20 protein-coding genes and 1 pseudogene are annotated in these 24794 nt (G+C 69.9%); 17 read left to right on the top strand and 4 right to left on the bottom strand.

The window, feature by feature from the left end:
* Positions 1 to 584 precede the first annotated feature (584 nt).
* The 7 genes and pseudogenes from ACIPN7_RS29335 (at position 585) to ACIPN7_RS29305 (ending at position 5189) form a co-directional block, all read left to right on the top strand.
* Positions 585 to 1622 carry a protein-L-isoaspartate O-methyltransferase gene (locus tag ACIPN7_RS29335; RefSeq protein WP_400550669.1) on the top strand — a complete coding sequence of 346 codons (1038 nt, stop codon included), beginning with the start codon at positions 585 to 587 and terminating at the stop codon, positions 1620 to 1622.
* 243 nt (positions 1623 to 1865) lie between these two features.
* Positions 1866 to 2189: a hypothetical protein gene (locus ACIPN7_RS29330; protein ID WP_400550667.1), complete on the top strand. Its 324-nt coding sequence runs from the start codon at positions 1866 to 1868 to the stop codon at positions 2187 to 2189.
* Positions 2186 to 2572: a hypothetical protein gene (locus tag ACIPN7_RS29325; RefSeq protein WP_400550665.1), complete on the top strand. Its 387-nt coding sequence runs from the start codon at positions 2186 to 2188 to the stop codon at positions 2570 to 2572. Before ACIPN7_RS29330 ends, ACIPN7_RS29325 begins: the two co-directional genes overlap by 4 nt.
* Positions 2572 to 3186 (top strand): hypothetical protein, encoded by a 615-nt coding sequence (locus ACIPN7_RS29320; protein WP_400550663.1) that lies wholly within the window; start codon positions 2572 to 2574, stop codon positions 3184 to 3186. The genes ACIPN7_RS29325 and ACIPN7_RS29320 overlap by 1 nt, the downstream gene beginning before the upstream one ends.
* 3 nt (positions 3187 to 3189) lie before the next feature.
* On the top strand, positions 3190 to 3654 hold the full coding sequence (locus ACIPN7_RS29315; RefSeq protein WP_400550661.1) for a hypothetical protein: 465 nt from the start codon (positions 3190 to 3192) through the stop codon (positions 3652 to 3654).
* A gap of 110 nt (positions 3655 to 3764) precedes the next feature.
* Positions 3765 to 4777: pseudogene (locus tag ACIPN7_RS29310) on the top strand (NAD(P)/FAD-dependent oxidoreductase).
* Positions 4683 to 5189, top strand: a complete 507-nt coding sequence (locus ACIPN7_RS29305) for a hypothetical protein (protein ID WP_400550659.1) — start codon at positions 4683 to 4685, stop codon at positions 5187 to 5189. The pseudogene ACIPN7_RS29310 and the gene ACIPN7_RS29305 overlap by 95 nt, the downstream one beginning before the upstream one ends.
* Before the next feature lie 457 nt (positions 5190 to 5646).
* On the opposite strand, the gene ACIPN7_RS29300 is transcribed toward ACIPN7_RS29305, so the two are convergent.
* A complete protein-coding gene (locus ACIPN7_RS29300; RefSeq protein WP_400550657.1) occupies positions 5647 to 6087 on the bottom strand; it encodes a DUF5710 domain-containing protein in 441 nt (146 codons plus the stop codon).
* Between the two features lie 754 nt (positions 6088 to 6841).
* Here ACIPN7_RS29300 and ACIPN7_RS29295 point away from each other — a divergent pair.
* Together ACIPN7_RS29295 and ACIPN7_RS29290 are read left to right on the top strand one after the other, a co-directional pair.
* A complete protein-coding gene (locus ACIPN7_RS29295) occupies positions 6842 to 7444 on the top strand; it encodes a hypothetical protein (RefSeq protein WP_400550655.1) in 603 nt (200 codons plus the stop codon).
* A gap of 589 nt (positions 7445 to 8033) precedes the next feature.
* Positions 8034 to 8780 carry a hypothetical protein gene (locus ACIPN7_RS29290; RefSeq protein ID WP_400550653.1) on the top strand — a complete coding sequence of 249 codons (747 nt, stop codon included), beginning with the start codon at positions 8034 to 8036 and terminating at the stop codon, positions 8778 to 8780.
* Positions 8781 to 8876: 96 nt separating this feature from the next.
* On the opposite strand, the gene mobF is transcribed toward ACIPN7_RS29290, so the two are convergent.
* The 3 genes from mobF to ACIPN7_RS29275 all read right to left on the bottom strand — a co-directional run bounded on the left by mobF (position 8877) and on the right by ACIPN7_RS29275 (position 16946).
* Positions 8877 to 14225 (bottom strand): MobF family relaxase, encoded by a 5349-nt coding sequence (gene mobF / locus ACIPN7_RS29285; RefSeq protein WP_400550651.1) that lies wholly within the window; start codon positions 14223 to 14225, stop codon positions 8877 to 8879.
* 379 nt (positions 14226 to 14604) lie between these two features.
* Positions 14605 to 16437, bottom strand: a complete 1833-nt coding sequence (locus tag ACIPN7_RS29280) for a ParB N-terminal domain-containing protein (RefSeq protein ID WP_400550649.1) — start codon at positions 16435 to 16437, stop codon at positions 14605 to 14607.
* A 131-nt stretch (positions 16438 to 16568) separates the two neighbouring features.
* Positions 16569 to 16946 (bottom strand): multiprotein-bridging factor 1 family protein, encoded by a 378-nt coding sequence (locus ACIPN7_RS29275; protein WP_400550647.1) that lies wholly within the window; start codon positions 16944 to 16946, stop codon positions 16569 to 16571.
* Between the two features lie 429 nt (positions 16947 to 17375).
* Here ACIPN7_RS29275 and ACIPN7_RS29270 point away from each other — a divergent pair, with 429 nt between their 5' ends.
* The 8 genes from ACIPN7_RS29270 to ACIPN7_RS29235 all read left to right on the top strand — a co-directional run bounded on the left by ACIPN7_RS29270 (position 17376) and on the right by ACIPN7_RS29235 (position 24688).
* Positions 17376 to 18191 (top strand): hypothetical protein, encoded by an 816-nt coding sequence (locus ACIPN7_RS29270; RefSeq protein WP_400550645.1) that lies wholly within the window; start codon positions 17376 to 17378, stop codon positions 18189 to 18191.
* A gap of 221 nt (positions 18192 to 18412) precedes the next feature.
* Positions 18413 to 19171 carry a hypothetical protein gene (locus ACIPN7_RS29265; protein WP_400550643.1) on the top strand — a complete coding sequence of 253 codons (759 nt, stop codon included), beginning with the start codon at positions 18413 to 18415 and terminating at the stop codon, positions 19169 to 19171.
* A gap of 143 nt (positions 19172 to 19314) precedes the next feature.
* Positions 19315 to 19950 (top strand): SAF domain-containing protein, encoded by a 636-nt coding sequence (locus tag ACIPN7_RS29260; protein ID WP_400550674.1) that lies wholly within the window; start codon positions 19315 to 19317, stop codon positions 19948 to 19950.
* Positions 19950 to 20810: a hypothetical protein gene (locus ACIPN7_RS29255; protein ID WP_400550641.1), complete on the top strand. Its 861-nt coding sequence runs from the start codon at positions 19950 to 19952 to the stop codon at positions 20808 to 20810. The genes ACIPN7_RS29260 and ACIPN7_RS29255 overlap by 1 nt, the downstream gene beginning before the upstream one ends.
* Complete coding sequence (locus ACIPN7_RS29250; RefSeq protein ID WP_400550639.1) at positions 20807 to 22363, top strand: CpaF family protein; 1557 nt, start codon at positions 20807 to 20809, stop codon at positions 22361 to 22363. Before ACIPN7_RS29255 ends, ACIPN7_RS29250 begins: the two co-directional genes overlap by 4 nt.
* Complete coding sequence (locus ACIPN7_RS29245) at positions 22360 to 23226, top strand: type II secretion system F family protein (RefSeq protein WP_400550637.1); 867 nt, start codon at positions 22360 to 22362, stop codon at positions 23224 to 23226. Before ACIPN7_RS29250 ends, ACIPN7_RS29245 begins: the two co-directional genes overlap by 4 nt.
* Positions 23223 to 24128, top strand: coding sequence for a type II secretion system F family protein (locus ACIPN7_RS29240; protein ID WP_400550635.1), 906 nt, complete (start codon positions 23223 to 23225; stop codon positions 24126 to 24128). Before ACIPN7_RS29245 ends, ACIPN7_RS29240 begins: the two co-directional genes overlap by 4 nt.
* A 62-nt stretch (positions 24129 to 24190) precedes the next feature.
* Positions 24191 to 24688, top strand: coding sequence for a TadE/TadG family type IV pilus assembly protein (locus ACIPN7_RS29235; RefSeq protein ID WP_400550633.1), 498 nt, complete (start codon positions 24191 to 24193; stop codon positions 24686 to 24688).
* Positions 24689 to 24794 lie beyond the last annotated feature (106 nt).

Raw genomic sequence — 24794 nt, 5'->3', positions numbered from 1 at the left:
CCAGCCCCGTCGACTACGAGAAAAACACAACCACCACTACGCTCGCTACCGCGGCGTAAACCCACCCCGTGTCCACGAACCGGGGTCAAGGCCCCCTGCCGAAGCGTCGGCATCCGGTCACCAGGCCGCAGGTCTCCGTTACGGATCTGGGCCCGGAAATGCTCGGCGATTGCAGCGTATCCAGCAGCTTGCGTCATGCGCCGATCCCTCATCTCTTCATCGGGTGCTCTACCCTGTCGAACCTTGCTCTACCTCACTAGGTAGTCGTGCTATGTGGAGCACGATAGGGCACCTTACTCCAGCATAGCCGCCGAGAACGTCGCAGGCGAGGACCGATCACGAGCCACCTACCACCACAAAGCCTGCCACGGGAACGCCTACGCGGTACGACAGCTCGACAGACAGCCCAGACCGCCATCGAACCCTTCCCAGGATCTTGCTCTACATGCTATACCTTTCTAGTAGAGCAAATGGGAGCGACGGAGATCACCATTGCCTGCTGCCGGTCGCCGGTTGCGGGCACTCCTGGACGCGGACCCGTCGCAGGGCGCACTTGGCCGCCGAAGCACTCGAGGAGCACGGTGATGATCAGTACACGGAGCACCATCGCAGGCACCGACGGCGTCGCTGACGCCGCCCGGGCCATCCCGCACGAGATCTATCTCGGGCCAGACGGGGACGCCGTCGAGCCCGTCATCTCCCGCAGCACGACCTGGCGGCACCTGCGCTCCCTGGACCTGCGGCCGAACCAGCGCGTCCTGATGGTCGGCACCGGCTCCGGTTACGCCGCCGCCCTGATCGGACACATCGCCGGGCCAGGCGGCCGCGTCCTGACCATCGACAACGACCACACCCTGACCAGGCGTGCCGGTGACCTGTTCGCCGCCCACGACCACCGCGCGACCGCCGCGACAGGCAACCCACTGAACGGGCACCCGGGCGGCGGCCCGTACGACCGCATCTTCGTGCCCGGCACTCCGGCCGAGATTCCCGCCGCCTGGGTCGACCAGCTCGCGCGCGGCGGAGTGCTGGTCACTGGTGCCGTCGTCTCCGACCTGCCTGGTGTCCACGCCGTCGCACACATCACCAAGACCCCAGAAGACAGCCTCGTCGCCACAGTGCACGCCGACCGGTACCCACTCATCGAGCCACCTGTCGTCCCCGCGCACGTCGTGACCGTGACCGCGACGGACCAGTCCCGGTTCTGGCTGGCGTCGGCCGCCGTCGACGACCAGACCGCGACCGACTACCTGAGGATCGCGCGCGCTGGGACCCCCGAGGCGTGGCCCGCAGGCCCGCGCGAGTTTCTCGACTTCAAGCACTGGCTCCTGGCCCGCCGCCCACGGGGCTTGCTCACCGCGGTCACCGAGCACGGGGAGGGCATCGGGATCGGCGACCGAGCCCCCAGCGCCTTCGGCCTGGCGACCCGGCCGGACGGCCCGCCGGAGATCGCGATGGCCACCCCGACCCACGTCGTGGCCGACCCACCGCTGTCACTGACGAGGGCGCGGTTGCTGGACCTGATCGCCGACTGGCGAGCAGAAGGCGCACGCGCGACCCACGAACTGGACGCCGTCGTCCTGCACGACAGCGAGTCCTACCGCGTCCGCCTCGACGACTGACCTCGCCAAGTCACTGGACCAGTCCCCGAGAGGAAGGCGCGAGCGATGGCAGAACTGGTGATCGCCGTCTATCTCCTGCTCGTCGCGGTCGCGCTCGTGTGGGCAGCGGTCGCATGGCGCCACTGACCATCCGAACAGCGCACCGCACCACGTCGGTGCCCCTGAACCACGTCAACGAACCCGCAACCGCGACATGCCCCGGCCGCGACCAGCGGCTCGGCAACCGACCCACCCGGGAGACGCATGATGGGCAACACGACAGTCGAGATCGTCAGCGACTACCTCGATGACCTGGAGCGCCTGCTCCAGCACACGGACGCCGCGTCGGTAGCGGTGATGGCTCCCACTGAGCTGGGCCGCACCATCTGCGCGCTGCGGGCCATTCTGGCCGACCATTGCCCCGATCCCCAGCCTCACCCGCGCGCCCGTTCCATCAGGCGGCTGTGGGGGCGGGCGTGGCAGCAGGTGTGCTCGTCCCGGGCATGGCAGGTCGCCTACCAGCACCTCATCGCCGCCCCGCCAGCGGCCCCGACCGGGCCCATCGATGTCGTCGGCGGCCCCCGATGATCCCCATCATCGACCCGGCTCCCAGCACGGTGTCCGGAGCACAGGTCGAGGCGACACCCAGCCGCCCAGATGTCACGACCGCAGAGGATCACCAGTGGGAAGCGGCTGTGCTGGCCGCGTGGTCCGGCGCGGACGTCGTCGGCGTCGAGACATGCGATGCGGTGCGAGCCGTCGGGCTCGACGTCGTCAGGGTCGTCGAGGTCGTCATGACGGTGCGCACGACCCATGACGCTCGAACCCTGGCCGCGCTCCTGGACCTGCCCGCCGCGCTCCCCGACCCGGACGTCGCCTGGCAGACCTGGACCGGATGGGTCTCCAAGCTATCCGCCGCGCGGCCAGTGCTGGTCACGGTCACCGCGCCCACCACGCGCCCGGAGGCGTGATGACCCGCCACCACACCCTGCACGCCCCCACCGCGGGTATTCGGCTCGCCTGGCCGACGGCCACCACCATCGTTCTCGACCCCGGACCGGACGAGCGAGCGCGCAGGCGCAACCTCGCCCGGGAGCGTTGCTTCGTCACGCTGGGAGTCCTGCTGTCGGTGGTAGGCGTGGTGCTCCTGGTCCAGTCCGAACCCTTCGACCACTCCTGGCTGGTCGCGGCCGGGCTCCTGCTGGGTGCCCTGGCCTGCCACGCGGTCCGCCCACGCAGGCGCAGCGTCCCCGCGATGCTCGTGGATCTCCTGGAGCCCCTGCGCGGCAACATGCCCCCGGAACCAGCGGAAATCCACCGGCTGGTGTGGGAAGCCGCCGGCCTCACCCCTGCTGCCGGGAGCACCGATACCCCGGACTGCCCTGCCTGCGCGCGTCGCGTCACGCAGATCATGGCCCGGCTACGCGCACTGACCAGCCCCGCGCTGTCCAGCCGTTCGCGAGCAGTGTTCGGCGCTAGCGTGCGACAGGCATTCGGGTCGAACGTATCGTCAACAGGCACCCCGACGACGGACCGGCCAGGCTCGTGCAGTTCGTCCATCACGCGCCTCGGAGAGGGAAGGTAGACCGTGACGGGAACACCCGAAGGCGTCAAGTACCTCCTGATGGTCAAGGACCAAGGCCCGCACGGGCGCGCCCTGGGCATCCCCCAGGAACCACCACGGGAACTGCCACCCGGCCCCGAGAGCCTCGGCGCGCTCATGACGCCGACGACGCGGGTCGTGGTGTGGATGTTCCGCCGCCCCAACCGCGTCTGGGCCCTGCCCATCACCGTGGCCCTGGTCCCGGCCTACCTGGTCGCGGCGGGCCTGCTCCAGAGCTACTTCGTGCCCGCGGACGGCATCTATCTGATCCCCGCGTGGCTGTGCGTGTACAACGCGGCCAAGTTCGCGGTGACCGGCACCATCGCGTTCCTGATCTGGGCCACGACCAGCCTCACCCACCTGGCCCGCCGCCCCCGACGACCCCGCCCGCCCCGGCGCCGCCGTCCGTCCGCTGCGCAGGTGCAAGGACCACTCCCGACGATCTGGTGACCCCTGGGGGCGCCAGCGGGAACACGAGAGGCGGGCCGGGTTGAATCGGCCTGTTCATCCGTCGGATAAAGCGGTGCTGGCTGGATCACCGGCGCTGTAGCGTCCTTGAGATGCTGAGCTCACCGGTTGGCAAGGACGTCGTGGTCGTCGGAGCGGGAATCGTCGGCGCGTCCGTCGCCTACCACGCGGCCCGGGCCGGGGCAGCGGTGGCGCTGCTCGACGCGGGCACGCCTGCTGGTGGCGTGACGAGGGACTCCTTCGCGTGGATCGGATCGTCCGGTGCCAGCACCGGTGCCGCGGCGGGCCTGCGAGTCGTCGCGACCGACGAGTACCACCGGCTGGAGACCGAGCTACCAGGACTCGCCGTCACCTGGTCCGGCTCGTTGACCTGGAACACGGGAGCCCAGGCACCCGCGGCCGGGCCGGGCCGGGACAGGAGATCGTCGACGGCGCCGCCGTCATCAGGCTCGAGCCGAATCCCCGGCAGTCTCCCGAGTGGGCCCTCTGGGCGCCGGGCGACGGCTCGATCGACCCGGTCGCGGTCACCGAACGACTGGTCGCCGGCGCCCGCGACCACGGCGCCCGGATACGGCTGAGGACGCCCGTCACCGGCGTCCTGCGGGACGACGCCGGTCGGGTCACCGGGGTCGAGACCCCCTCCGGAGCGGTCTCCGGTGACATCGTGGTGCTCGCCGCCGGAACCGGGACACCCGCCCTCGCCGCGCCACTCGGAGTGCACGTGCCGGTCGGCCCTTCACCGGCAACGCTGTTCCGGTTCCGCGCACCGGCCGGCCTGGTCCGCACCGTGCTCAGCACCCAGGACTTCGACCTCCGACAGGTCTCCCCCGACCAGCTGATCAGCGCCGCGGACGACCCCGACCACACCCTGGCCGCGATCCGGTCCACGTTCCGCGGCGCCGACGACGTCCAGCTGCTCAGCGCCCGGGTCGGAGCACGCCCGATGCCACGCCGGGTGAAGTCTCCGCGAGATCGCCCGAGCCGTTCCCATGGGCAGATACGGTCCCGGCATGAACTGGCCCCAGATCCTCGCCTCTGGTCTCGTCGCCGCCGTCGCTGCGGCGCTCGTCAACGGGATCACGGCGTGGCTCCGACTCCGAGCTGAGGCGAAGGACCGGAAGAGCACGTCCCAGACCGAGCACCTGCGCGCTGCTGTCGTTGACGCTCTGGCCGCCGAGGCGCGGCGGTTCCGGCACGACCGGGAAGCACGGGACGCCATCGATGACCTGATCTCGGGGCGCCACGCCGGGCACCTCAGCGAGGTCCCGGCGCATGAGAGCCGGCGGCAAGAACGGATGCGACTTCGGGCCGAGGCCGATGCAGACCTGGAGAACGCACTCGGTCGTGTCCGGCTCTACTCCAGCGCGCTCTACGAGAAGGCCGCACCACTCCATGCCGTGAAGTACCGCTCGGCGCTGAAGGAGGATCAGGACGGCATGACGGAGAAGCAACGGATGGACGCCCTCGCCGCGTTTCTCAAGGCGTCGCAGGCGCAGCTCGGCGTCAGGGACCGGTAGGGCGCTGCGCCTTGCGGCACCGCGTTGCGAAGAGAATCGGCCCTAGCCGCCGGGTAGCCGTCACCGGACCGACTGGGGTCACCCCCTTACGGCTCGCGGCCACTGACTGCAGGCTTCACGATGACCAGACGGAAGAGCTTGAGTTCACCATTGTCTGCCAGGGCGGTCCATACCACGGGAAGTTCTACCCGGCAGGAGAGAATCTCGCCGATGGCGAGGGCTTAACCGTCGTCTTCAAACAGACGCCGGTAGCGGTCTATGACCTCACCGACGAGACCGCCGAGACCCCGCTGGGCACCGCCCGGGTTGTCCGATACCGAGAGCCAACGACCCTGGAGGATCTGCAGACGTAGCCAGACGATGCTCGCGCTGGAGCCAGAACGGAGACCTGCGACCCCCAGTCGTTGGGGTAAAACCCCAGGTCAGGCGTAAATCGCTCGCCGAGGCGGCTCACTAGTTATAAATCGCTTCGTTGGCACAGACAGATCAGCCGGACCAGGCGCTGCACACCGGTCGTTCCGTCGTACACCCACCGTTCGTGGGCCTCCAGCCAGCGGCGGGTCTCCTTGTCCTGGGTCGCGCCGCAGATCTCGCACCGCAGCCCAGCCCGGCGCGTGATCATCCGCCGCAGCCGGTCCCAGTCCTTCGGACTGACACAGGAGCGCACATTGGTGAACCAGCACGTCGAGGGCACCAGGTCGACGAACAACCCCGACCCGAACGACCGGTCCTCCCCCGGCAGCAGGTCAGGAACCTCCGGTAGCGCCGCCCAGCGTTCCAGTCGCTTCATCCCCGGCCGAGGCGCGAACCATCGCTTCGCGTCCGGTGCCCACCGGGCACCGAGCTCCTTGGCCTCGTCCTTTTCCTCGAACGGCACGTCGAGCCAGATCCGTTCCATCACGCCCACCCGCCCCTTGCCACGGTGCTCGCCCCTGATGATCGATCACAACGAGGCCCGGCGATGCTCGCTGCCGACGCCGACCTGTATGCCGACGGCACCGAGAGGTTCAAGCGCGGGAAGCCCGGAGGCGCGAAGCGGTCGAAGTCTGTGGATAACCAGGGGAAAAATCTGTGGATACCGACCGTAAGAGGCCCGCCGCACCGCTAGGTTCAGGGCACTACAGACGTGGGGCCACTGCGGAGATCCGCGGGTCCACCCAACGCGTGTCTTTGGCTGACAGACCTGCTCGGCCTCGCTACAGTTCTGCTCAGAACCGGTCCGCGGAGGCCCGGTATTGCTAGCACATTGTCGCGAGCCCGGCACTCGCGGTAGCTGCAGGAAGGTGTAGTGCACCTGCTCCGCGCTATCCAGTGGCGTGGTCTCATGTGCATGTGACCCTGACCTGCTGGCCGGGCAGCGGTGAGGTGCATCCATCATGCCCAGCAGTCTCCGACGACGCGCCGCACAGATCCGGCAGCAGTACACCGGTGAGAGCGACACTGCAGCCCGAGCAGGAATCGGACGCCGAGGTTCGCACGGCCTCGACGAGTGCAGCGAACCCCAGTCTCAGCTCCGGTCCCTACTCGCTCTCGGGCTCCTGAACAGGACCTACGGTGCACGAGAACTAGCCTGGAGCGTATCCAGGCTGCTCGGTGCCAAATTCGTTATGTCACCGCGATATGACTCGCTCGTAGTGATAACGAGGAACCCGTTGGGGTTCGCCGATGACCTAGTACCCAACCGCCAAGGCAACGACGGGCTGCCCGGATTACGCCTCGAACGCACACTGTCCAGAGATACCGGGCACTATGACCTGACGATCGGCCACATTCTGCGCCATCTGCCCTCCGGAGGGCAGATCGTGGTCACCAACGATGCTCACGCGCGCATCATCGGGAAAGACGATCAACTTCAGCACGAACGTCGCATCGCACCCTATGATCTCCCAGTTCTGCCGCACGAACACGACCTGCTTCGGGGAACACCGCGAATGTCCAGCGATGCCCGGGTCCTTCTAGCCGCGGTCATCTGCCGTCTCTCCACCCGTGAACCGAGCGGCGGCTGGGCACTCGGGAACCGCCACGACACCCCGTCGCGCCACTGGCGAGCGCCTTTCGTAGATGACACACAGACACTGACCGGCGAGGGCGATCACTGGGTGCTGCGCTGGTCGGGATACCCGCCGATGAGCGATCTGGTCCGAGCATTGACCGACCCCACCATCGGCTTGGCTGAGACAACCGTCACTCGAGACCAGAAAGCGGCCGTCCTCCAGTTCGGAACTGCCTCCCTCCATCTCCAGGAGCGAGCGTGAACGCACCCGCCGCTGGGAGCTTTGACCTCTCACCTGCGAGTATGGGGAACCTGGCGGCACTAGCCGATCTTGCGCTCCCCTCATGGGCGACGGCGACGTTATCCATAGCCGTGGTCGTGCTGACCTTCATCCTCGAACTGGCTCGACGGCTGATACCACCTGCGTCGAACGACCGACTCCAGTGGTGGATCGCGCTGCTCGCACACCGGCGGCGATCAACGGCGCGGCGTGATCCGGTACCCGCACGCCGGGAAGGTTACCGCTGTTGTCGCGAAGCAAACCAGCTCCCGCGACCGTCGCCAGCACGTCACCTCCTGCACAAGCCTCACAGAATCAGGAGTTGCCGCAGGCATTGGTGCCGCGCACGGTCACTCTGAGGGCCGACGGCCTCATGCTCCTTCCAGCACACGCATGCACTGACCGGCGGTCACATCCTTCGTTGGCAACGTCGCCGCACAGATCCGAGTCCCAAGAAAGGGCGGAGCCCTCGCCGCCATCCAGTGGTCGGATACGGCCAAGCAAGGCATGTCGCCGAACATTGTGCGCCGAGATACCGCTGAGTGTCAGAGACCCGTGCAAGTCTCGTGGCATGACCGAACTCGCGTACATGATCCGAGAAGACTGGACCCAACGCGGCAGCGCCATGGAGAAGCGCAGCGAGGTGATTCGCTCGTGGCTCGGTGACAGAAGGGTTGTCTACGCCATCGGCGATCCCAGAAGGTTCAACGACAAGGACCGCGGCCCCGAGTACGAGACTGCTATGTCCATAGCCAATACCGGCAGACCTCCGAAGGCAGTGAGCTTCACGCAATTGACCGAGTTAGCCGATAGCGACAGTTCTCGGAACATCGCGGTCGTGGCAATTCACCCACGGGTTCCATACGACTGCGACGAGGTGCGCACTGTGTACGAAGGTGGCCGTCTGGATCGCATGTATGTGCACGTCTGGGCACGCGGCGAGATCGTCCGTTCGTGGCTCGAAGGGCGTCGAGCAATCGATCTCCACGTCGGCACAGCGGTGGAAGCCCCTGACCCGGTTCAGGTCGCGGCCTGCGAAGAAATGGTCGATCAGGAGTACAACGGTCTCAGTACTGGCAACGGCAAGAGCACTGTCATCCAGCTGCTGCGGGCGTTCAACGCAGACGGTTACCCACTCGACTCTGATGCGTGGCTTCGTGCGTACTTCGCCGCGGGTGGCGCGTTCCGCCACGCCGAGGTCGTAGAAAAATTCGTCCGCGAAGTTCGCGAGGGCGTGCGCCACCGAGTGACACAGCGTCTGAAGCCCGAGATCGTCAGCATCCTGCGTAAGCGCGTGGCCGAGGGACGGACAAACTAGCCGACGACTGCAGAGCACAGCTGAACCACACAGGTCCGGAGCCTTCGCACCACACGGTTCAAGGGGCTCGGAGCGGTGCCGGTCCAGTCGAGCTTCCTACCAGCCCCAGCCGCCCCGGCGCTCGGATGCCCGGTCGGCGGCGTCGCGTCGCGCCCGCTCGTCAGCGTTGTAGCGGATCTGGGCGGCGCGGGCTCGAGCGTCCGCCAGGACCACCGGGACACGCTCCATCGGGCGCCGCCGAGCGCGGATCCTCTGCCGGTCGCTGAGCTCCTGGTCGGTAGTGATGGCTTCCAGGGCTCGAACGGCGCTGGCATAGGCCTCACCACGCTCCCCCTCCGACAGGCGCGGCCCGAGCGGGTCGACCGGGTCGGTGACCTGGTATCGGTCGCGGTACGCCACCACGTGCCGCATCGCCGCCCGCCAGGACTCGCGCGCCGGGTCGTTCGCAGGCGGCGGGGTGATGCTCTCCATCCACAGCTGCGGGTTCGTCATCGCTTCCTCGACCAGGGCGTCCAAACGCGCAGCGATCAGGTCGGCCTGCCGGGTCAGCCACACCTGCACCAACGGATCGGTCACCGGCCGATCCCGATGGGCTGGTACCGCGCCGGTCTCAGCCGCACGGTCGATGCTGCTGGCCGCGTCGGTCCGGGCCTGGTCGGTGATGCGGTCGGCGAGGTGGTCGGTCATGACCTTGCGCACCGAGGCGACGTCGAGCTGCTGGTGACTCTCCGCGCCGGGCGCGTGTCCGATGGCCTGGGCGACATGTTCGATCAGGGGCCACCACTGGTCCAGCTCGACCCGGCCGTAGAGGTGGTCGACCAGGGCCCGCAGTTGCGGGATCTGGCGTTCGAAGTGGTCCAGGTCCCGGATGGTCTGCAGGTTGGGGGCCATCGCGAACCACATCAGCGGGATGCTCTCCGCCAGCGCGGCCGCGAGGCCTTCGCGGGCGTCGGTCGCGGTCTGGGCAGGGTCGTTCGCCAGGTCCAGCGCCCGGGCGTGGGCGGCTTCGTCGGGAGTGAGCAGGGACCAGACCCGCGCGGCAGCGGTGCGGCCGGCTGTGTCGGGGTCCAGGGCGACGATCAGGTCGCTCAGGTCTCTGCCGGTCGCGTCCCGCAGTGCTTGCAAGTGCTGCCGGGTGATGCCAGTGCCGCCCGCGGCGACGGGCACGATCTGGATGCCGGTCTGCTCCGCGAGGCGGGCGGCGGCCAGGTGGAGCGCGGCGTGGTCGGTCGGGCCCTCGACCAGGACCGGCCGGGCACCGGCCGCCAGGCACGTGATGGCATCAGGGTCCAGGCCATACACGAGCTCACCCTTGCGGTAGGCAGCCGTCTCGGGGCTGTTCAGGTACTTCGGTGCACGCCCGTCCCCCGTATCTGCCTCGGCGGGGTTGATGCGGCCGGTGACGCCGACGACCCGCCCGGTCTGGTTCCGGTAGGGGAACACGATCCGGTTGCGGAACTTGTCGATGACCCGCCCACCCCGCGTGCGGGTGGCGACCCCGGCGGTGACGAGCTGGTCGGGCGTGTAGCCCAGGGTCTGCAGGTGAACCGTCAGACCGGTCCACGTCCCGGGGGCGACACCCCACTCCGCATCGGCCAGGCGACGGCTGGTCATGTACCGGGTCGCCCAGGACTGGGTGGGCTTCTGCCGGGTCCACCAGGCCCAGGCGTGCCCGGTGATCTCGACGATCAGGTCCCGCTCCCCGACGTCGACGACGGGCTTCTGAAGGTCCCTGGTCGGCGCGTGATCCGCTCCGGCAGGTACGTCCGCCCCAGCCGTGACGCCCAGGCCGGACTCTGCTGCTTGCCGCACGTCGGCCCCGCGGTGCGACGATGCCCCGTCCAGCTCATCGGACGTGTCCGAGCCGATGGCCGCTGCGGTCAATGCGGTCGATGCGTCAGCTTCCCAGAGGAGCTTGTCTGTGGTGTCGGGCGCGGTCGTGACCCAGACCGGCAGCCCGCGCTCGTCCCGATCGTGGGTGCGGGGTAGGCCGATGCGGTGGTGGAGGACCTTCGCGATCGACTTCGCGTCGCCGAACCCTGTCCCGGCGGCGCGGCGGACCACGGTCTCGGGGTCGGTGCCGGCGGCTTCGTGCATGGATAGGCGCTTGGCCAGCACCGGCCAGACCTCGTCCGCGAGCACGAGGTCCGCCATGCGCTCGGGTAGCACGGCCCGGACGGCTTCGGCCAGGCGTCCGATGCGGTCGGGTTCGAGGAACGTGAGGTAGGCGTCTTCGTACTCGGGGACCAGGCGGGCCAGGGAGTGCGCGTAGTCCCACTCGTCCTCGACCACCGTCGACGCGGACATCTCTTCGCCGTTGCGGTCCAGGACCCCCTTGAGCGCGTTCAGGACGGCGCGCTCGGTGTTCGGTTGGCGGTGCGGGTCGAGGTCCAGGACGTCGTCGGTCTCCACGTAGACCCGGTTCGAGTCCGCGCCGCGAGTGATGGCGGTGTAGAGCTCGTTGCGGGTCATGCCGGCCCCGACCATCGTGTGGGAGGTGTCCACGGTCATGCCCTGGACCCGGTGGATCGTGGCCGCGTACCCGAGCTCGACATGCTCGCTCACGTAGTCCGCCGGCAGGACGACCGTGGCCCCGGTCTCCAGGTGCCGGGCCTGCAACGCGCCATCGGCACCGCGGGCGGTCACGCGCCACAGGTCACCGTTCTTGACCCAACCGCGCGCCCAGTCGATGTGCCCGTCCTCGTCCTCGGCGTGCAGGTGGCGGTTGTTCAGCCGGGTCACGATCACGTCCCCGACCCCGGCCCGGTTCTCGTCATGCAGAACCACGCCGTCGTCCTCGACCTCGCCGCGGGCCACGCGGTGCAGACGTGCCCTGGCCGAGAGCTCGGTCACCAGCGTGTTGGTCGCGGCGATCATGATCGTCTTGCAGCCTTGGTCGGAGTCGGTGATCCAGTTCGCGAACATCTCCTCCGCCATCGCCGCCGCCGACCCACCCTGGGTGCGACGCCCGGTGATGTAGAAGTCCAGACCCCGGTGGCCACCCTCGCGCAGCTGCAGGGACGCAGCTGACTCGCCGGGGATGTGGAAGCGGTGGATGTGCGTCAGCTCGACCACCCCGGCCTGCTGGGTAATCAATCTCAACGCGCCACCGGCAGCGACCGCGCTGAGCTGGGCCGGGTCACCCAGCAGCCGGACGCTGCCCCCAGCGGCACGGGTGATGGCCAGGACGTCGGCCAGGGCGAGGGTGCCGGCCAGGCTGGCTTCGTCGACCAGCACGACCGTGCCCGGCTCCACCGTCAGGCGTTCGCGCAGGCGCTCCCCTCCCTTGCCGCGGCTGGCCAGGAGGAACATGTCCAGGGTCTCAGCCGTGATCCCGTCACCGAGATCCGCACCGAGGACCTCGGCGGCGGCAGCCGAAGGCGCCAGGGCGATGAGCTTGCCGCCCGAGTCCTGGACGGCGTCCGCAAAGGCGCGCATCGCGGTGGTCTTCCCAGTCCCGGCCGGGCCGATCCCCGCCGCCAGCACCGTGCTGGCCGCGAAGTGCGCCACCAGGTCCCGCTGCCCGGCGTTCAGAACCCGACCCTGGTCGACCCGTACCCGTTCGATCGCGCGTTCCACCGCGCCTGGGTCGATGACCAGGCCGCCCGGGGTACCTGCGGCGGCCAGGAGGCGGTCTTCGGCTTCCAGGACCGCCAGCGAGGTGTACCGGGTGGAGCCGTGGACGAAGTAGACGCTCCCACCGTCCCTCCGGCGCATCACGTCCGGTGGCTCGTTCACGTCCGGTGGCGTTACCTGCAAGCTGGCTGTCACGGCATACCCGGAGATCGTCGCTGCCAGGGCGAGCAGGTCCGTCCCGGTGGGGGCGTGGTCGCGGGCCAGGCGGGTGGCCTCGGCCTGCAGGTGGTACGTCGTCCAGGTCGACCGCTTGGCCGCGACGTTCGTCAGGCACGCGTCGACCAGGTCACCCTGACCTAGCACCTGCCCGGCCAGGCTTACGAGCACGCCCTGGCGTCGCGCGGGGCTCGCCCACCGCAGCGGTCGGAAGACTTGCGCGTGGGGCCACAGGGTCGCGAGCCGGCCGACAGCGTCCGTGACGTCCTGGGCGGCCCACCGGGCGATCCCACGCCCGGCCAGGTCCTGCGCGACAGCAGCCCACAGGTCACCCGGCTCGTCCACCACGACCCGGCCCTGACCGGGCCGTGGGCGCAGAGCCGTGGCGAGCATGTCTGTCACCGCGGCCCGGCTGCCCAAAACCGTCGCGGCGACGGCCGCCCACTGCGGCAGCCGGTCACGCAGCCCGACCGGTGCGCCTTTGCCCGGGCGGGTATCCAGGTTGGCTTGCTGTGTCAGTCCGAACGCGGCCTCCGTGGCCGGCTCGTGCCCATGCGTGGCGCGGTACGCGGCTCGCAGGCTCTCGTAGGACTCCACGATCGCGGCCCGCCGCCGCGAGAACGCATCCCGCAACGTCTTCGGGACACCGACGATCTCCCGCACGCCCTGCTTGCCCCGCCCCCTCGTCTCGGTGTGGAATGCGACCCCGAGCCGCTCGACCAGCAGTTGCTCGATCCTCGTGTTGTACCGCTCGGAGGCCGCGACCTTCAGGCCCAGCAGCACCCGCCCGTCCAGGGCCCGCCACCCGCCGTCCACACCGAGGACCTTTGTCGAGACCGCGACATGGGTATGCAGGTTCGGGTCCCCGGTTCGGGAGTCGAGGTGGTCGAACGCGACCGCGGTCAGACCGTGGGTGTCGATCTGCCGCACACCACCCGCACCCCCACGCGTGAGCGCAGCTTCGGACTCGATCCACGCGAGGGTGTCCTGCCATGCGTCGGTATGCGCCTTCGTGATCGCCTCCCGCGTGACCGGGTCACCCAGACCCCACAGCACGCTGATGCTCTTGGACGGGGTGAACACCAGGTCATACCCCGCCACCGCGCGCCGCGGCTGCCCACCCCGCTCGGCCAACCACCGCGCGACCTCGTCATCGGACAACGGGCCGCCGCCCTCGGTGTCGCCTTTCCGGGTCGCCAGGGCCCGGCCGACCTCCCAGCGGAGCCGGTCGCGCTCGACGCCCGGCTCGGGCGGGCGGTCGTTCTCGCGAGCAAACCGCGCGAACGCGGCCTCCAACCCCGCCCGGTACCCGTCATCCTCCGCACTCTCGAAGACCGGGAACGCCCGGCCCAACGCGCCCGCGCGGGCCGCGTCATGCTTCGACGCACCGCGGGCCAGGGCCTCGAGCTCCAGCCGGCCGGCATCGGGGTGGCGGCCCTGACCGAACAAGGACTTCATCTGCTTCTCGAGCACCTGGCCCAAGACACCGAGCTGGTCCAGCCCCGTGCCGACCCACTGGCCGGGCGGGTTGCCGTGCTGCATGTAGTAGTCCGTCAACGACACCCCGCGACCGCGCGGCACGTCCCCCGACGCGACCTGCTGGGTCAGGTACGTGTACCCGCTTCCCGCACTGAGCACGTGGACCGTCATCATGTCCCCCACCCCCTCCCAGGCCTGGGCTGGAGCAGCTCAGCTCGGGGCTGATTTCTGGACCGCTCACAGCGTTGTGCACTAGGTGTGTGGCCTTCGTCGTGGCGGTCCGCGGGACCCGCCGTCCGCTGCACGCCTGCCCGCGTCACGCAGCCGCGTGCGTTGCGTCGCCGCGTCCGTCGCGTGCGTCTGTCACGCGCGCGTGTGTCGCTGCCGCTGCTCGCCGTCGGTGCCGCTGCGTGCCGGGGACCACGCCGGTGGGGTCCCCGGACAAGGTCCCGCGAGCGGGGACGGCTCTACCTCCCACTGGGCGCACGAAAAAGACCGCCATCCCCCGGTACGGGGATGGCGGCCTTCTGGACCCGATGCTAAGCGGCGAGCATCACCGGGACCCGGCGGTGGCAGGCTGCGGGACGCTGGCGGTCTTCTGCTCCTGCGGCTTCACCACCGGTCGGTGCTGCTTGATCGGCTCCTGCTTCGCGGTCTGCCGCGTCGCGGGCTTGGGGACTGCCTTCGACCTGCTCGCGGGCTCGGCCGCAGCCTTGCGCGGGTTGCGTGCGGGCTGCTGCTTCTCGGCCCTCTTCGCCGTTGCCGTGGCAGCCGGGGCCGGGCTGCTGTTGGCGGGCTCAGCCGGAGCCTGGCCCTTGGCCGGGGTCGCGACCTTGCCGGGCTTGCTGTCCTTGGCGGGGTCGTTGACCGGTGCCCGGTTGTCGGCCTTGGGCTGCGTCTCGGTATTGGTCGCCGGTGCGGCCGGGGCCGGGTTGTCGGCCGGTGCCGCCTTCGAGGTCGCCTGCTTCGTGGCAGGTGCGGCCGGGGTCTCCTGCGGGCCGCGTGCGATCTGCTCGACGTCCGACAGGTTGTACCCCCAGGCCTCCAGAGCCCGCAGGTACCGCGACTCGCTAGCGGCCCGGCGCCAGGTGTGCACCCCGGTGCGGTCCTCGATCGCCGCCAGGGTCACGACAAGCGCGATGTGCAGGGCGCGGGCCGGGGTCGCCTTGGCGATCAGGTCGTCCAGGGCCTTCCTGCTGCCCCACCCGTTGGTGGACTTCAGACCGAGCCACTCGCAGGCCAGGCCATGCGCGCTCTGGCTGGCCTTCTCGATGCTGTGCGTGTCGGCCGTGAGCGAGCGTGCGAGGAAGGTCGCCGCGTCCTTGGGAGCGGTCTTGCGCTGGGCGAACTGCGCGAGCCATTCGCGGCGGACGGTCTGGGCGGACTTCCAGGCCTTGTTGTTCTCGACCACCTCGGCACGCTCTGCGCTGGCGGCCTGCTTCTCCTGCTCGGTGCGGGTGTCGTTCGGGTTCGTGCGGTTCTGCTTGTGCCCGGCAGCCTTGTAGTCCAGGCAGACGTGCCTGATGTGGATGTCGCCGTTCCAGGACGTGCTGATGTACGCGGCGCGCTGCGGGCAGATCGCGTGCTCCTCCGGGGTCAGGACGTTGCCCTCGCCGGTCTGCAGCTGGCCCAGTTCCCGGGCCGCCTTGTTGTCCTTGACCTCGGTGTTCCAGTTGGTGACCTGCTTGATCCCGGCGTCGGCCAGGGCCTTGGTCACCTCAGCCAGCCGGGCAGCGGCGGCGCGCTCGTCGCGCCGCTGCTGAGCGACGTGCGCGAACCGGTCGGGGCTCTTGATCGCGATCTCGGTCAGCGCCTTGACTGCCTCGGTGTCGTCCTCGAACTCGGCAATGACGAGGGTCTTCTCGAGGTCGATGTCGTACTTGGCCTGCACGGCCTTGGTCTTCTTGGTCTTCGCGATCTTGAGCGCGGCCTTGACGTCGCTGGTGCTGTGCCCGGTGGTGTTCGCGATGTCCGTGGCGGAGACGCCGAGCAGGGACATCTGCTCGAATGCCGCCACACGGTCGGCGGTCCGCAGGCCCTGCCGGTCGTCGTTCTCGGCCATCTGCTCGGCGATGCGACGGACCTGGTCCTCGTCGCCCTGCACGATCATCGCCGGGATGACCACCAAACCTGCCTCGATCGCCGCCAGGGTGCGGCGCTGACCGGCGCGGACCCGCAGGCCCTGCTCGGTGCGCTGGACCAGGATCGCCATCAGCACCCCGTTGTCACGGATGGTCTTGAGAAACCGTGGCGTCAGGTTCGCCTCCGCGCGCACATTGGTCTCCACCAGAAGGGTGCGCGGGTCGAGCATCCCGAACTCGACCTTCGGGGCCGGGCCGTTTCCAGCCCGCTTTTCGACGTTCCTGTTCTCGGTCTGCACAGACATAGTCGGCTCCTTGTGCCGTCGTGGCCTGGGATAACCCCGGGCCGGTAACACCATTCTATGCCAGAAAGTGCGATCAGACCAATTATAACAGCCGCAATTCACATGTTTGGCTGATCTTCTATTTTTGTTGTTCAAGCTTCGTGGTCGATGGCGCCGATCTCAGCGGCCGTGCCGATTCGAGTGCCAGGCACCTCTGCCGCTGCGCGCGCGGCGACTGCGCGCCACCAGCGCACACCGAACCGCGCGACAGCAGGGGGCTGCTGCTCCTTGTCCGAGTACACGACGACCACGGACTGCGGCATCTGCCGCAGATCGGCAACCAACCGCTCGATCTCCTTCGCGGTGATTGCTTCTAGCTCGTCGATCTGCTCGCGCACTCGGAACGGGACATTCAGCTTGCCGCGTTCCCAGTCGCGGACAATTTCCGCGCGATTGCCGAGCAGGCGCCCAAGGTCCGAGCGCTCCAGGCCCAGGGCCTCGCGCGCACACCAGACCTCACTACCCGTCATCCTCTGCAGCGGTCGTTCACCATGCCGCCCTCGTTCCGCATCCATCACCTGGACATCCCCTCTCCCTCGGTTGGCACCCGGCCGGCGGGCACCCGACTCGCGGACCCGATGCTAGTTCGGCACCCATCCCACGGCCGTCGCGGGGAGCCAGCACTGCCCCATCCCCGGCAACGCGTCCAGACGGTCGCGGCACCATGATTTCGCATAGTGAATTCATCGCATCACCGCCTTGCATACCGCGCACACCTATGGTGTGCGCCCATTTGGACATTTGTCCAAAAGGGCTGCGGATATCACTCAGGCACCGCCGAGAGGTTCAGGCGGACGACTTGGTGCGCGCACCTGACCTGCGCCGATGCCCGCGCACACCATGGTGTGCGCGGGGCAGGGTGTGCGCAGAGCGCGCGCGCACCTGCCACCGTTCGACGCGTGAGTTCCACGACCAATTCGACGCCAGCGCTCAGCGCGCTCTGTTTCGCGTGCGTAACAGAAAGGCTATTTGCCTTGCACGAACGATCTGGATCGGCGGTAATGGTTTCCCTCAGTTTTCACCCGCGCGACAATCTCGACCTCGTCGGCGACCATCTCGTGCCGTCTCGGCGGCGCGCCCAGGGAGGCAGGCCCCCCAGCATGCGCACTACACGACCTGTTCTCACCGCAGCGCTGCTGCTCGCGCTGGCCTCAGGCTGCACGACCGGCGGGTCGGCTTCGCCCACACCGATCGAGTCGACGGCATCGCCCACCACGTCAGTCTCGGCGTCACCGTCACCGAGCCCCACGGACCCAAAAGCGCTTGCTCAGTCGGACGCCGAGGAACTGGCCCGTTCGTACTACGCGGTAGTCGACGAGCTCGGCGCGGACCCTGAAGTGCCGCTGTCGGAGCTGAAGCGCGTCGCTACGAGCCTTGAGCTGGGCGTCCGGGAGGGCGAACTCGAACAGTGGCGGAGCGAGAACTGGCGCCAGACAGGCGACACCCTCATCGCTGATCTGGTCGTGCAGTCAGTGAGCCTGGACAACTCCGACCCTGACGCCGGATTGGTCCCCACGGTCCAGGTCGACGTCTGCTACGACGTCAGCGCCGTCGACTTGGTCGACGCCGACGGAAAATCGGTGGTCGGCCCTGACCGACCAGACCGCCGGTGGGAGCGTCTCCACGTCGCGAATTACGACTACGAGGATGACCCTGCGAACGGTTGGCGGGTCGCGACTCTGGAAACCCTGGAGAAGACAGCATGCGACGGCTAACCGCGGCACTTGCTGTGCTCGCCGCTGCCGTGCCCGCGTCGTGGTGGGGAGTCACGGAAGCGGCGGCTGACCCGCACTGCGAGATTCAGAGCCGTGTCGCGACCGAATGCCTGATCGTCGCCCATGACCCCGGGACAGATAGCGAGCGAGACGCCTCCCGACCGACATCGGGAACGGAGTCGCGCTCTGAGGCGGGGACCATACCGTCGCGGGAGTCGAGCATGGGGTCGGCGTGCACGTGGGAGCCGCAGGGCAGCATCACGATCCACCTCGACGAGGCCGGTGGCCCGGTGCCGTGCACGTCCGAGTACGGGGTGTGGAGCGAGCGGTGGAACTGCTATCTGAGCGAGGCCACACCGCAGCCGCCGGCCAGTGCCCCCGAGTGGGAGGGGCATGAGCAGGGCGACGGTGCGATCTACGAGTGCCGCATCCCCTCCGGCGGGCTACAGGGCGGTGTCTGGCTGGCCACTCCACCGGACGCGGCCGACGCCGGGCCCACGCCGGGGGAGGTGGCGCAGATCGCGGTGGAGCGGATGAACCTGCGGGCGGTCGAGATCGGGATGTCCCCGGATCCGGATGGTCCAGGTGTCGTCGCGTTGCCGACGTGGCTGTGGGTTCAGGACCCGGGCGAGCAGACGTTCGGTCCGATCACGCGCACGGCGTCGGCGGGCTCGGTCACGGTGTCCGCGACGGCGCGGGTGGAGCGGATCGTGTGGGACATGGGCGACGGCACCCAGGTCGTGTGCACCGGCCCCGGCACCCCGTACGAGACCCGGTTCGGTCGGGAGTCGTCGCCGGACTGCGGGCACACCTACACCCGGGAGTCCGGGTTCCAGCCCGGGCAGGAGTACACGGTCACGGCCACCAGCGAGTGGGTCGTGGACTGGGAAGGGGCCGGGCAGTCCGGGTCCCTGGACGTGGACGACCTGTCGCGCAGCGTGCAGGTCTCGGTCGGCGAGGCACAGGTACTGGTGAACTGACGGGCTGCCCACGCTGGGCGGCCGAGGGGGTTGTCGGGATGACGAGCACGACCACGCAGGGACCATCGGCGCCAGGGGCGCCACCGGCAGGGGCCAGGCTCGCACCACCGAGACTGAAGCGGCGTCCGGTGCTGGCGGTGGTGATGATCGCGGCGATCGGCGTCGGCGCGTTGGGTGCCGTGCTGTTGTGGGCGACGCTCACGGACACCCGCACGGTGCTGGTCGCCCGGGACACGATCGTGCGGGGCTCGGTGATCACGGCCGAGGACCTGACCGAGACTCAGGTCGGCGCGGACGTCGCCTTGGACCTGATCGGTGCCGGGGCACGGGCCGACGTCGTCGGGCAGCGTGCGGCGTGGGACGTCGCGGCCGGCGCCGCCCTGACGGCCGGGGTCGTGGCTGAGGAGCTGGTGCCGCCGTCGGGCATGTCGGTACTCGGGATCGTCCTGCCGCCACCGGTCGCACCGGGCCTGAGCCTGCTGCCCGGTGACCAGGTGCGGGCGGTAGTCACGGCGGCCGACGGCGGGAGCGAGCAGACCCCGACGTTCCACGAGGCCGAGGTGGTCGCGGTCAACCCGCCCGCCCCGGACGGGCAGACCGTCGTCGACGTCCTGGTCTCCCACGAAGAAGCCATCACCCTGGCCGCCGAGGCCGCCGCGGGCAAGGTGACCCTGGTCCTGGACTCCCGCGAGCTCGACGAACAGAGCGCCGCGCCGTCCGGTGACGAGGCCGACCCGTCTGCCTCACCGAGCGGCTCCTCCGAGACCGAGGAGGGCTGATGGCGGTCACCGCGTTGTGCTCGGCGTCCGGATCCCCTGGGGTCACGACCACCGCGCTCGGCCTGGCCGTCGCGTGGCCGCGCCCGGTCCTGCTGGTCGAGGCGGACCCGGTGGGCGGGTCCGCGATCCTGGCCGGATGGTTCCAGGGCGCCCACGACCACGACACCGGTCTCCTGGATGTCGCGTTCGCGGCCGAACCCGTCGCCGCCGCCCTGGACCGGGTCGCGGTCCCGATCAAGGACGGGGTGCGGTTCGTGCCGGGCGTGCGCTCCCACCTGGAAGCCCGAGAACTGGGCGGCCTGTGGGGACCGCTCGCTGACGCGCTGGCCGGCCTGGACGCGACGGGGCAGGACGTGATCATCGACGCCGGGCGTCTCGGCATGGCCGACTCCCCTCGACTGCTCCTCGAGCGGGCCGACATGACACTGCTGGTGACCCGGAGCGACCTGCCCGCGCTCGCCGCTGTCCGCTCCCATGCGGATCTGGTCGTGCGGACCCGGGCATGGAAGCGGGCCGGGCTGCTTGTCGTCGGGCCAGACCGCCCGTACTCCGGGCGCGGCGCGGCCAAGCTCCTCGGGCTCCCCCTGGCCGGATCTGTCGCGTACTCGCCCAAGGATGCCGAGACCTATCACCTCGGGGCGCCGCCCCGGTCCCGGTTCCGCAAGAGCGGCTACGTGCGCTCGCTCGCCACGACCGCTCGAACCCTGGCCGCGGAGATCTCGCTCGGCACCGCACCACCCACACCAGCGCCAACCAGCCCCTCGGCCGCGGCTGCAGACTCCGCCCCGGCACCGGGTCGGAGACCGGGTCCTGCGGCGGTGTGGGCTGCTGCCGCTGATCGTCGACAGGAGCAGGCATGACGGCCGAGCCGCGCACCGAGTCCCCCGAGGGCACCGACCCGGCCGGCATCGCGTACCTGACGCGTCCGGTCCCGCACGAGCTGCCGCCGAACCTGCGGCGCCCGGCCAACCCGTGGGTCGGTTCCGGGCAGCCGGACTCCCCCGACTCGGTGGACCGGACGTCCCCCCGGCCCAACCGCTCCGCCGCGACCATGGCGCGGCCGGTGCCGGTGGACTGGGCCCTGGTCGACGCGTTGCGGGACCAGGTCTCCACCGAGCAGGCCGAGCGGTTCGAGCCGGGCACCGACGCCCTGGTGCGCGAGGAGGCCGGCAAGGAGGCGATCAACCGGCTGGTCAAGCAGGCCTCCACCGACCGGCGTAACGACGGCAAGTCCGAGTTCACGCCCGCCCAGCGTGAGGTCTTGCGGGATGCGGTGTTCAACAGCCTGTTCCGCATGGGCCGCCTGCAGCCCTTGTTGGACAACGACGACGTCGAGAACATCGAGATCTACGGCCACCGCACCGTCCAGCTGCAGCTCGCCGACGGCACCTGGGTCGCCGGGCAGCCGGTCGCGGACTCCGACGAGGAACTGATCCAGCTGATCCAGGACATCGCCTCCCGCACCGGCTCCGGTGCCCGCCCCTTCTCGGAGCGCAACCCGTACGTGGACATGCGCCTACCCGGTAGCGGCGCACGGCTGGCGGCGTCGGCGTGGGTGACCGACCGGCCCGTCGTGGTCATCCGGCGCCACCGCCTGATCCAGGTCACCCTCGACCAGCTCGTCTCGCTCGGCATGCTCTCCCCCATCGCGGCGTCGTTCCTCGCTGCAGCGGTCCGGGCCCGCAAGTCCATCGTGGTCTCGGGCGCGGCCAGCGCCGGCAAGACCACCCTGACCCGCGCACTGTGTGACCAGATCCCTGCCGGGGAACGGATCGCGACGTTCGAGACGGAGTACGAGCTCGGTCTGCAGGACCTGCGCCCGAACGTGATCGCGTGGGAAGCCCGCCCCGGGTCCGGTGAGGTCGGGCTCGATGGGCGGCAGGCCGGGGAGTCGACCATCGCCGAGGCCTTGTGGCGCTCCTTCCGGTACAACCGGTCCCGCCTCATCGTCGGCGAGGTCCGCGGCGCGGAGGTCTGGCCCATGATCAAGGCGATGGAGTCCGGCACCGGGTCCCTGTCGACCACGCACGCCACCAGCGCGGTCGCCGCGATCCGCAAGCTCGTCACCTGCGCTATGGAAGGCGAAGAACAGGTCACCCACGACCTGGCGACGTCCAAGCTCGCGCATGCGATCGACCTGATCGTGCACGTCGACCTGTCCTACGACCCCACCAGTCAGGCCCCGCGCCGCCAGGTCGCCGAGATCATCTCCGTGACCCCGGGGGAGCGGGAGACTGGGTACGCCACCACCCAGATCTTCGCCCCCGGGCCAGACGGCGCCGCGGTCCCGCGCACGATGCCGGACCTGGACCACCAGGGCCTGGAGGCCTACGGGTTCGACCTGGCGGGCTTCAGCGAAGCCCTGCAGCACCCCGGGGTGCCGGGCCGGGCGACGACCGGGGTCCGGTCATGATCGTCGCGGCCTTGTGCGGGGCCCTGGTGTGTGGCGGCCTGGTCGGTCTCGTCTACGCCCTTCGCCCCGTACCCCCGGCCCTGCCGCCGGCCGCGCGCCCGCCGCGCACCAGCCTCGTCGACCGGGCCCGGGCAGCGTTCGGCCGGATGCCACGAAGGACCCGGATCCTGCTCGGTCTCGGGATCGCCGCGGGCCTGGTGGCCTGGCTGATCACCGGCTGGCCACTGCTCCTGCTGGTCGGCCCCGTCGTCTCGGTCGGGGTGCCGTCGATGCTGTCCAACCGGGCCCAGGGCGAGCGGATCGCCCGCCTGGAAGCGATCCAGGACTGGACCCGGTCCCTGGCCGGGTCCCTCTCGGGCGGCAAGGGCCTGGAGAGTGCCCTGCGGTCGACGGCGTGGACCGCGCCGACGCCGATCGCCCCGCAGGTCCAGGCGTTGGCGGCGCGGCTGGAGTCGAGCTGGAATCCGCGGGTGGCGCTGGCCGCGTTCGCCGACGACCTCGCCGACCCGACCGCGGACATGGTCGCCCAGTCCCTGGTCACCGCCATCGAGCTACGCGGCCCCGTCGCCAAGGTGCTGGACGACCTGGCCGACGACGTCGCCGACCAGGTGCGTGCCCGCCGCGAGGTCGAGGCCAGCCGCGCCACCTACCGCGCCACCGCGACCTGGCTGACCGTCATCACCGTCGGCACCCTCGGCGCGATGCTCTTGAACGGCACCTACATCGAGCCCTACCGTACCCCGCTCGGCCAGGTCGTCTTCCTCGTCCTGGCGGCCTTCTTCGCCCTGACCCTGTTCTGGTTCAACCGGATGTCCAACGGCACCGGACCCACGCGCCTGTTCACCACCGGGGGCCGGTCATGACCGGGCTGTTCTGGGCCGGCCTGACCGGCGCATCCATCGCACTCGCCCTCGCCCTCCTGGTTGTCCAGCTCCTGCCCGCGCACGTCGACCTCGCCCAGGGCCTGACCCGCCTGGCCCCGGCGAACCACCCGTCCCGCTCCCGACCCCAGGAGCAGACCGTGCCGAGCAGCACCGAACGACTGGGCCGGTGGGGCCGCGACCACCTCCCGGCCGGACTCTGGCTGCGCACACCCCACCGCGACCTGGCCCTGCTCGGCATCCCGACAGCCCGGTTCTACGGCGAGCAGCTGGTCTGCGCGGCCCTCGGCGTGCTCGCCGGCCCCTTCCTCGTCCTGGGTCTCGGTCTGCTGGGCATCCAGGTGCCCTTCACCGTCCCGGCCCTAGCCGCGGTCCTTGCCGGTGCCGCCCTGTTCCACATCCCGCACTACACCGTCGCGGACAAGGCAACCAAGGCACGCACCGAATTCCGCCGCGCCCTGTCCCTCTACACCAGCCTCCTCGCCCTGCGCCGGATCAGCGGATCCGGAGTCCCACAGGCCATGGAACAGGCAGCCCAGGGCACCGGCTCCTGGGTCCTGAACCGGATCGCCATCACCCTGGCCCAGGCCCAGATGTCCGGGACCCGCCCCTGGGACGCGCTCAAAGACCTGGCCGACCAGGTCGGCGTGAGCGAGCTGCGCGACCTCGCCGAGACCCTGGAGCAGTCCGCCACCGAGAACACCGCGATCTACGACAACCTCCGCAAGAGCGCCAAGGCCCAACGCAACGCCCTACGCAACCAAGACCTCGCCGCCGCCAACGCCATCGCCGTGCGCATGAGCGCCTCCGGCGCGGTCATGGCACTGACGTTCATCGCGCTGCTCCTTGCCCCGTCGGTCATGCGACTGCTGACCCCGGTCTAGCCCGCACACCTTCCCCTAACCATCCGCACGCCTACCGCGCCCCGACCACCGGAAGGACCCGCATGCCCTTCACGACCGCGCACACCGCGGACGAACGGTCCTCGCCGGTCCGGGGTGCGCGCACCCGGGCCCCGATGCGTGCGATTGACGCGCGCGCACCTTGGTGTGCGGGCCGCCGTGAGGCGGGGCAGGCCGCCATCCAGACCGCGATCCTGCTGCCCCTGGTGCTGCTACTGATCATCGCGTGCATCCAGGCAACGCTGTGGTTCGCCGGCCGCCAGGTCGCCGTCGCCGCCGCCAGCGAAGGCGCCCGCAGCGCAGCAGCCGAGACCGGCACCGTCGGCACCGGGCAGGCCGCCGCTCTCCAGTTCGCCAGCACGACCGGACGCGGCTTCCTCCTGGCTCCCCGTGCGGCCGTCACGCGCAGCGAGACCACCGCTTCGGTCACCGTGACCGGCAGCACCCAGTCCCTGATCGCGGGCTGGGACCTGACCATCACCCAGACCGCGACCATGCCCGTCGAACGCCTGACCGCTCCTGCCGGGTCAGGTGCCCCATGACACTGCCCACCCCAAGTGCCGCCCCCGGCACCCGCACACCATTGCGGCCAGACTCACCGCGCCGCCGTCGGCTCACCGCACCAGGTCGACGGTCACGGGATGCCGG

This window comes from Promicromonospora sp. NPDC090134 (assembly GCF_044746965.1).
GTDB lineage: Bacteria > Actinomycetota > Actinomycetes > Actinomycetales > Cellulomonadaceae > Promicromonospora.
Note: the sequence above shows the minus strand (reverse complement) of the source record. Positions and strands in the feature narration are given on the sequence as shown.

Bases quoted from the DNA above. Each gene is read 5' to 3' on its own strand.
- ACIPN7_RS29275 (WP_400550647.1), bottom strand. From the start codon at position 16,946: ATGACGGGTAGTGAGGTCTGGTGTGCGCGCGAGGCCCTGGGCCTGGAG.
- ACIPN7_RS29235 (WP_400550633.1), top strand. From the start codon at position 24,191: ATGCCCTTCACGACCGCGCACACCGCGGACGAACGGTCCTCGCCGGTC.
- ACIPN7_RS29245 (WP_400550637.1), top strand. From the start codon at position 22,360: ATGATCGTCGCGGCCTTGTGCGGGGCCCTGGTGTGTGGCGGCCTGGTC.
- ACIPN7_RS29250 (WP_400550639.1), top strand. From the start codon at position 20,807: ATGACGGCCGAGCCGCGCACCGAGTCCCCCGAGGGCACCGACCCGGCC.
- ACIPN7_RS29240 (WP_400550635.1), top strand. From the start codon at position 23,223: ATGACCGGGCTGTTCTGGGCCGGCCTGACCGGCGCATCCATCGCACTC.
- mobF (WP_400550651.1), bottom strand. From the start codon at position 14,225: ATGATGACGGTCCACGTGCTCAGTGCGGGAAGCGGGTACACGTACCTG.
- ACIPN7_RS29300 (WP_400550657.1), bottom strand. From the start codon at position 6,087: ATGGAACGGATCTGGCTCGACGTGCCGTTCGAGGAAAAGGACGAGGCC.
- ACIPN7_RS29260 (WP_400550674.1), top strand. From the start codon at position 19,315: ATGATCGCGGCGATCGGCGTCGGCGCGTTGGGTGCCGTGCTGTTGTGG.
- ACIPN7_RS29265 (WP_400550643.1), top strand. From the start codon at position 18,413: ATGGGGTCGGCGTGCACGTGGGAGCCGCAGGGCAGCATCACGATCCAC.
- ACIPN7_RS29320 (WP_400550663.1), top strand. From the start codon at position 2,572: ATGACCCGCCACCACACCCTGCACGCCCCCACCGCGGGTATTCGGCTC.
- ACIPN7_RS29325 (WP_400550665.1), top strand. From the start codon at position 2,186: ATGATCCCCATCATCGACCCGGCTCCCAGCACGGTGTCCGGAGCACAG.
- ACIPN7_RS29255 (WP_400550641.1), top strand. From the start codon at position 19,950: ATGGCGGTCACCGCGTTGTGCTCGGCGTCCGGATCCCCTGGGGTCACG.
- ACIPN7_RS29335 (WP_400550669.1), top strand. From the start codon at position 585: ATGATCAGTACACGGAGCACCATCGCAGGCACCGACGGCGTCGCTGAC.
- ACIPN7_RS29330 (WP_400550667.1), top strand. From the start codon at position 1,866: ATGATGGGCAACACGACAGTCGAGATCGTCAGCGACTACCTCGATGAC.
- ACIPN7_RS29305 (WP_400550659.1), top strand. From the start codon at position 4,683: ATGAACTGGCCCCAGATCCTCGCCTCTGGTCTCGTCGCCGCCGTCGCT.
- ACIPN7_RS29290 (WP_400550653.1), top strand. From the start codon at position 8,034: ATGACCGAACTCGCGTACATGATCCGAGAAGACTGGACCCAACGCGGC.
- ACIPN7_RS29280 (WP_400550649.1), bottom strand. From the start codon at position 16,437: ATGTCTGTGCAGACCGAGAACAGGAACGTCGAAAAGCGGGCTGGAAAC.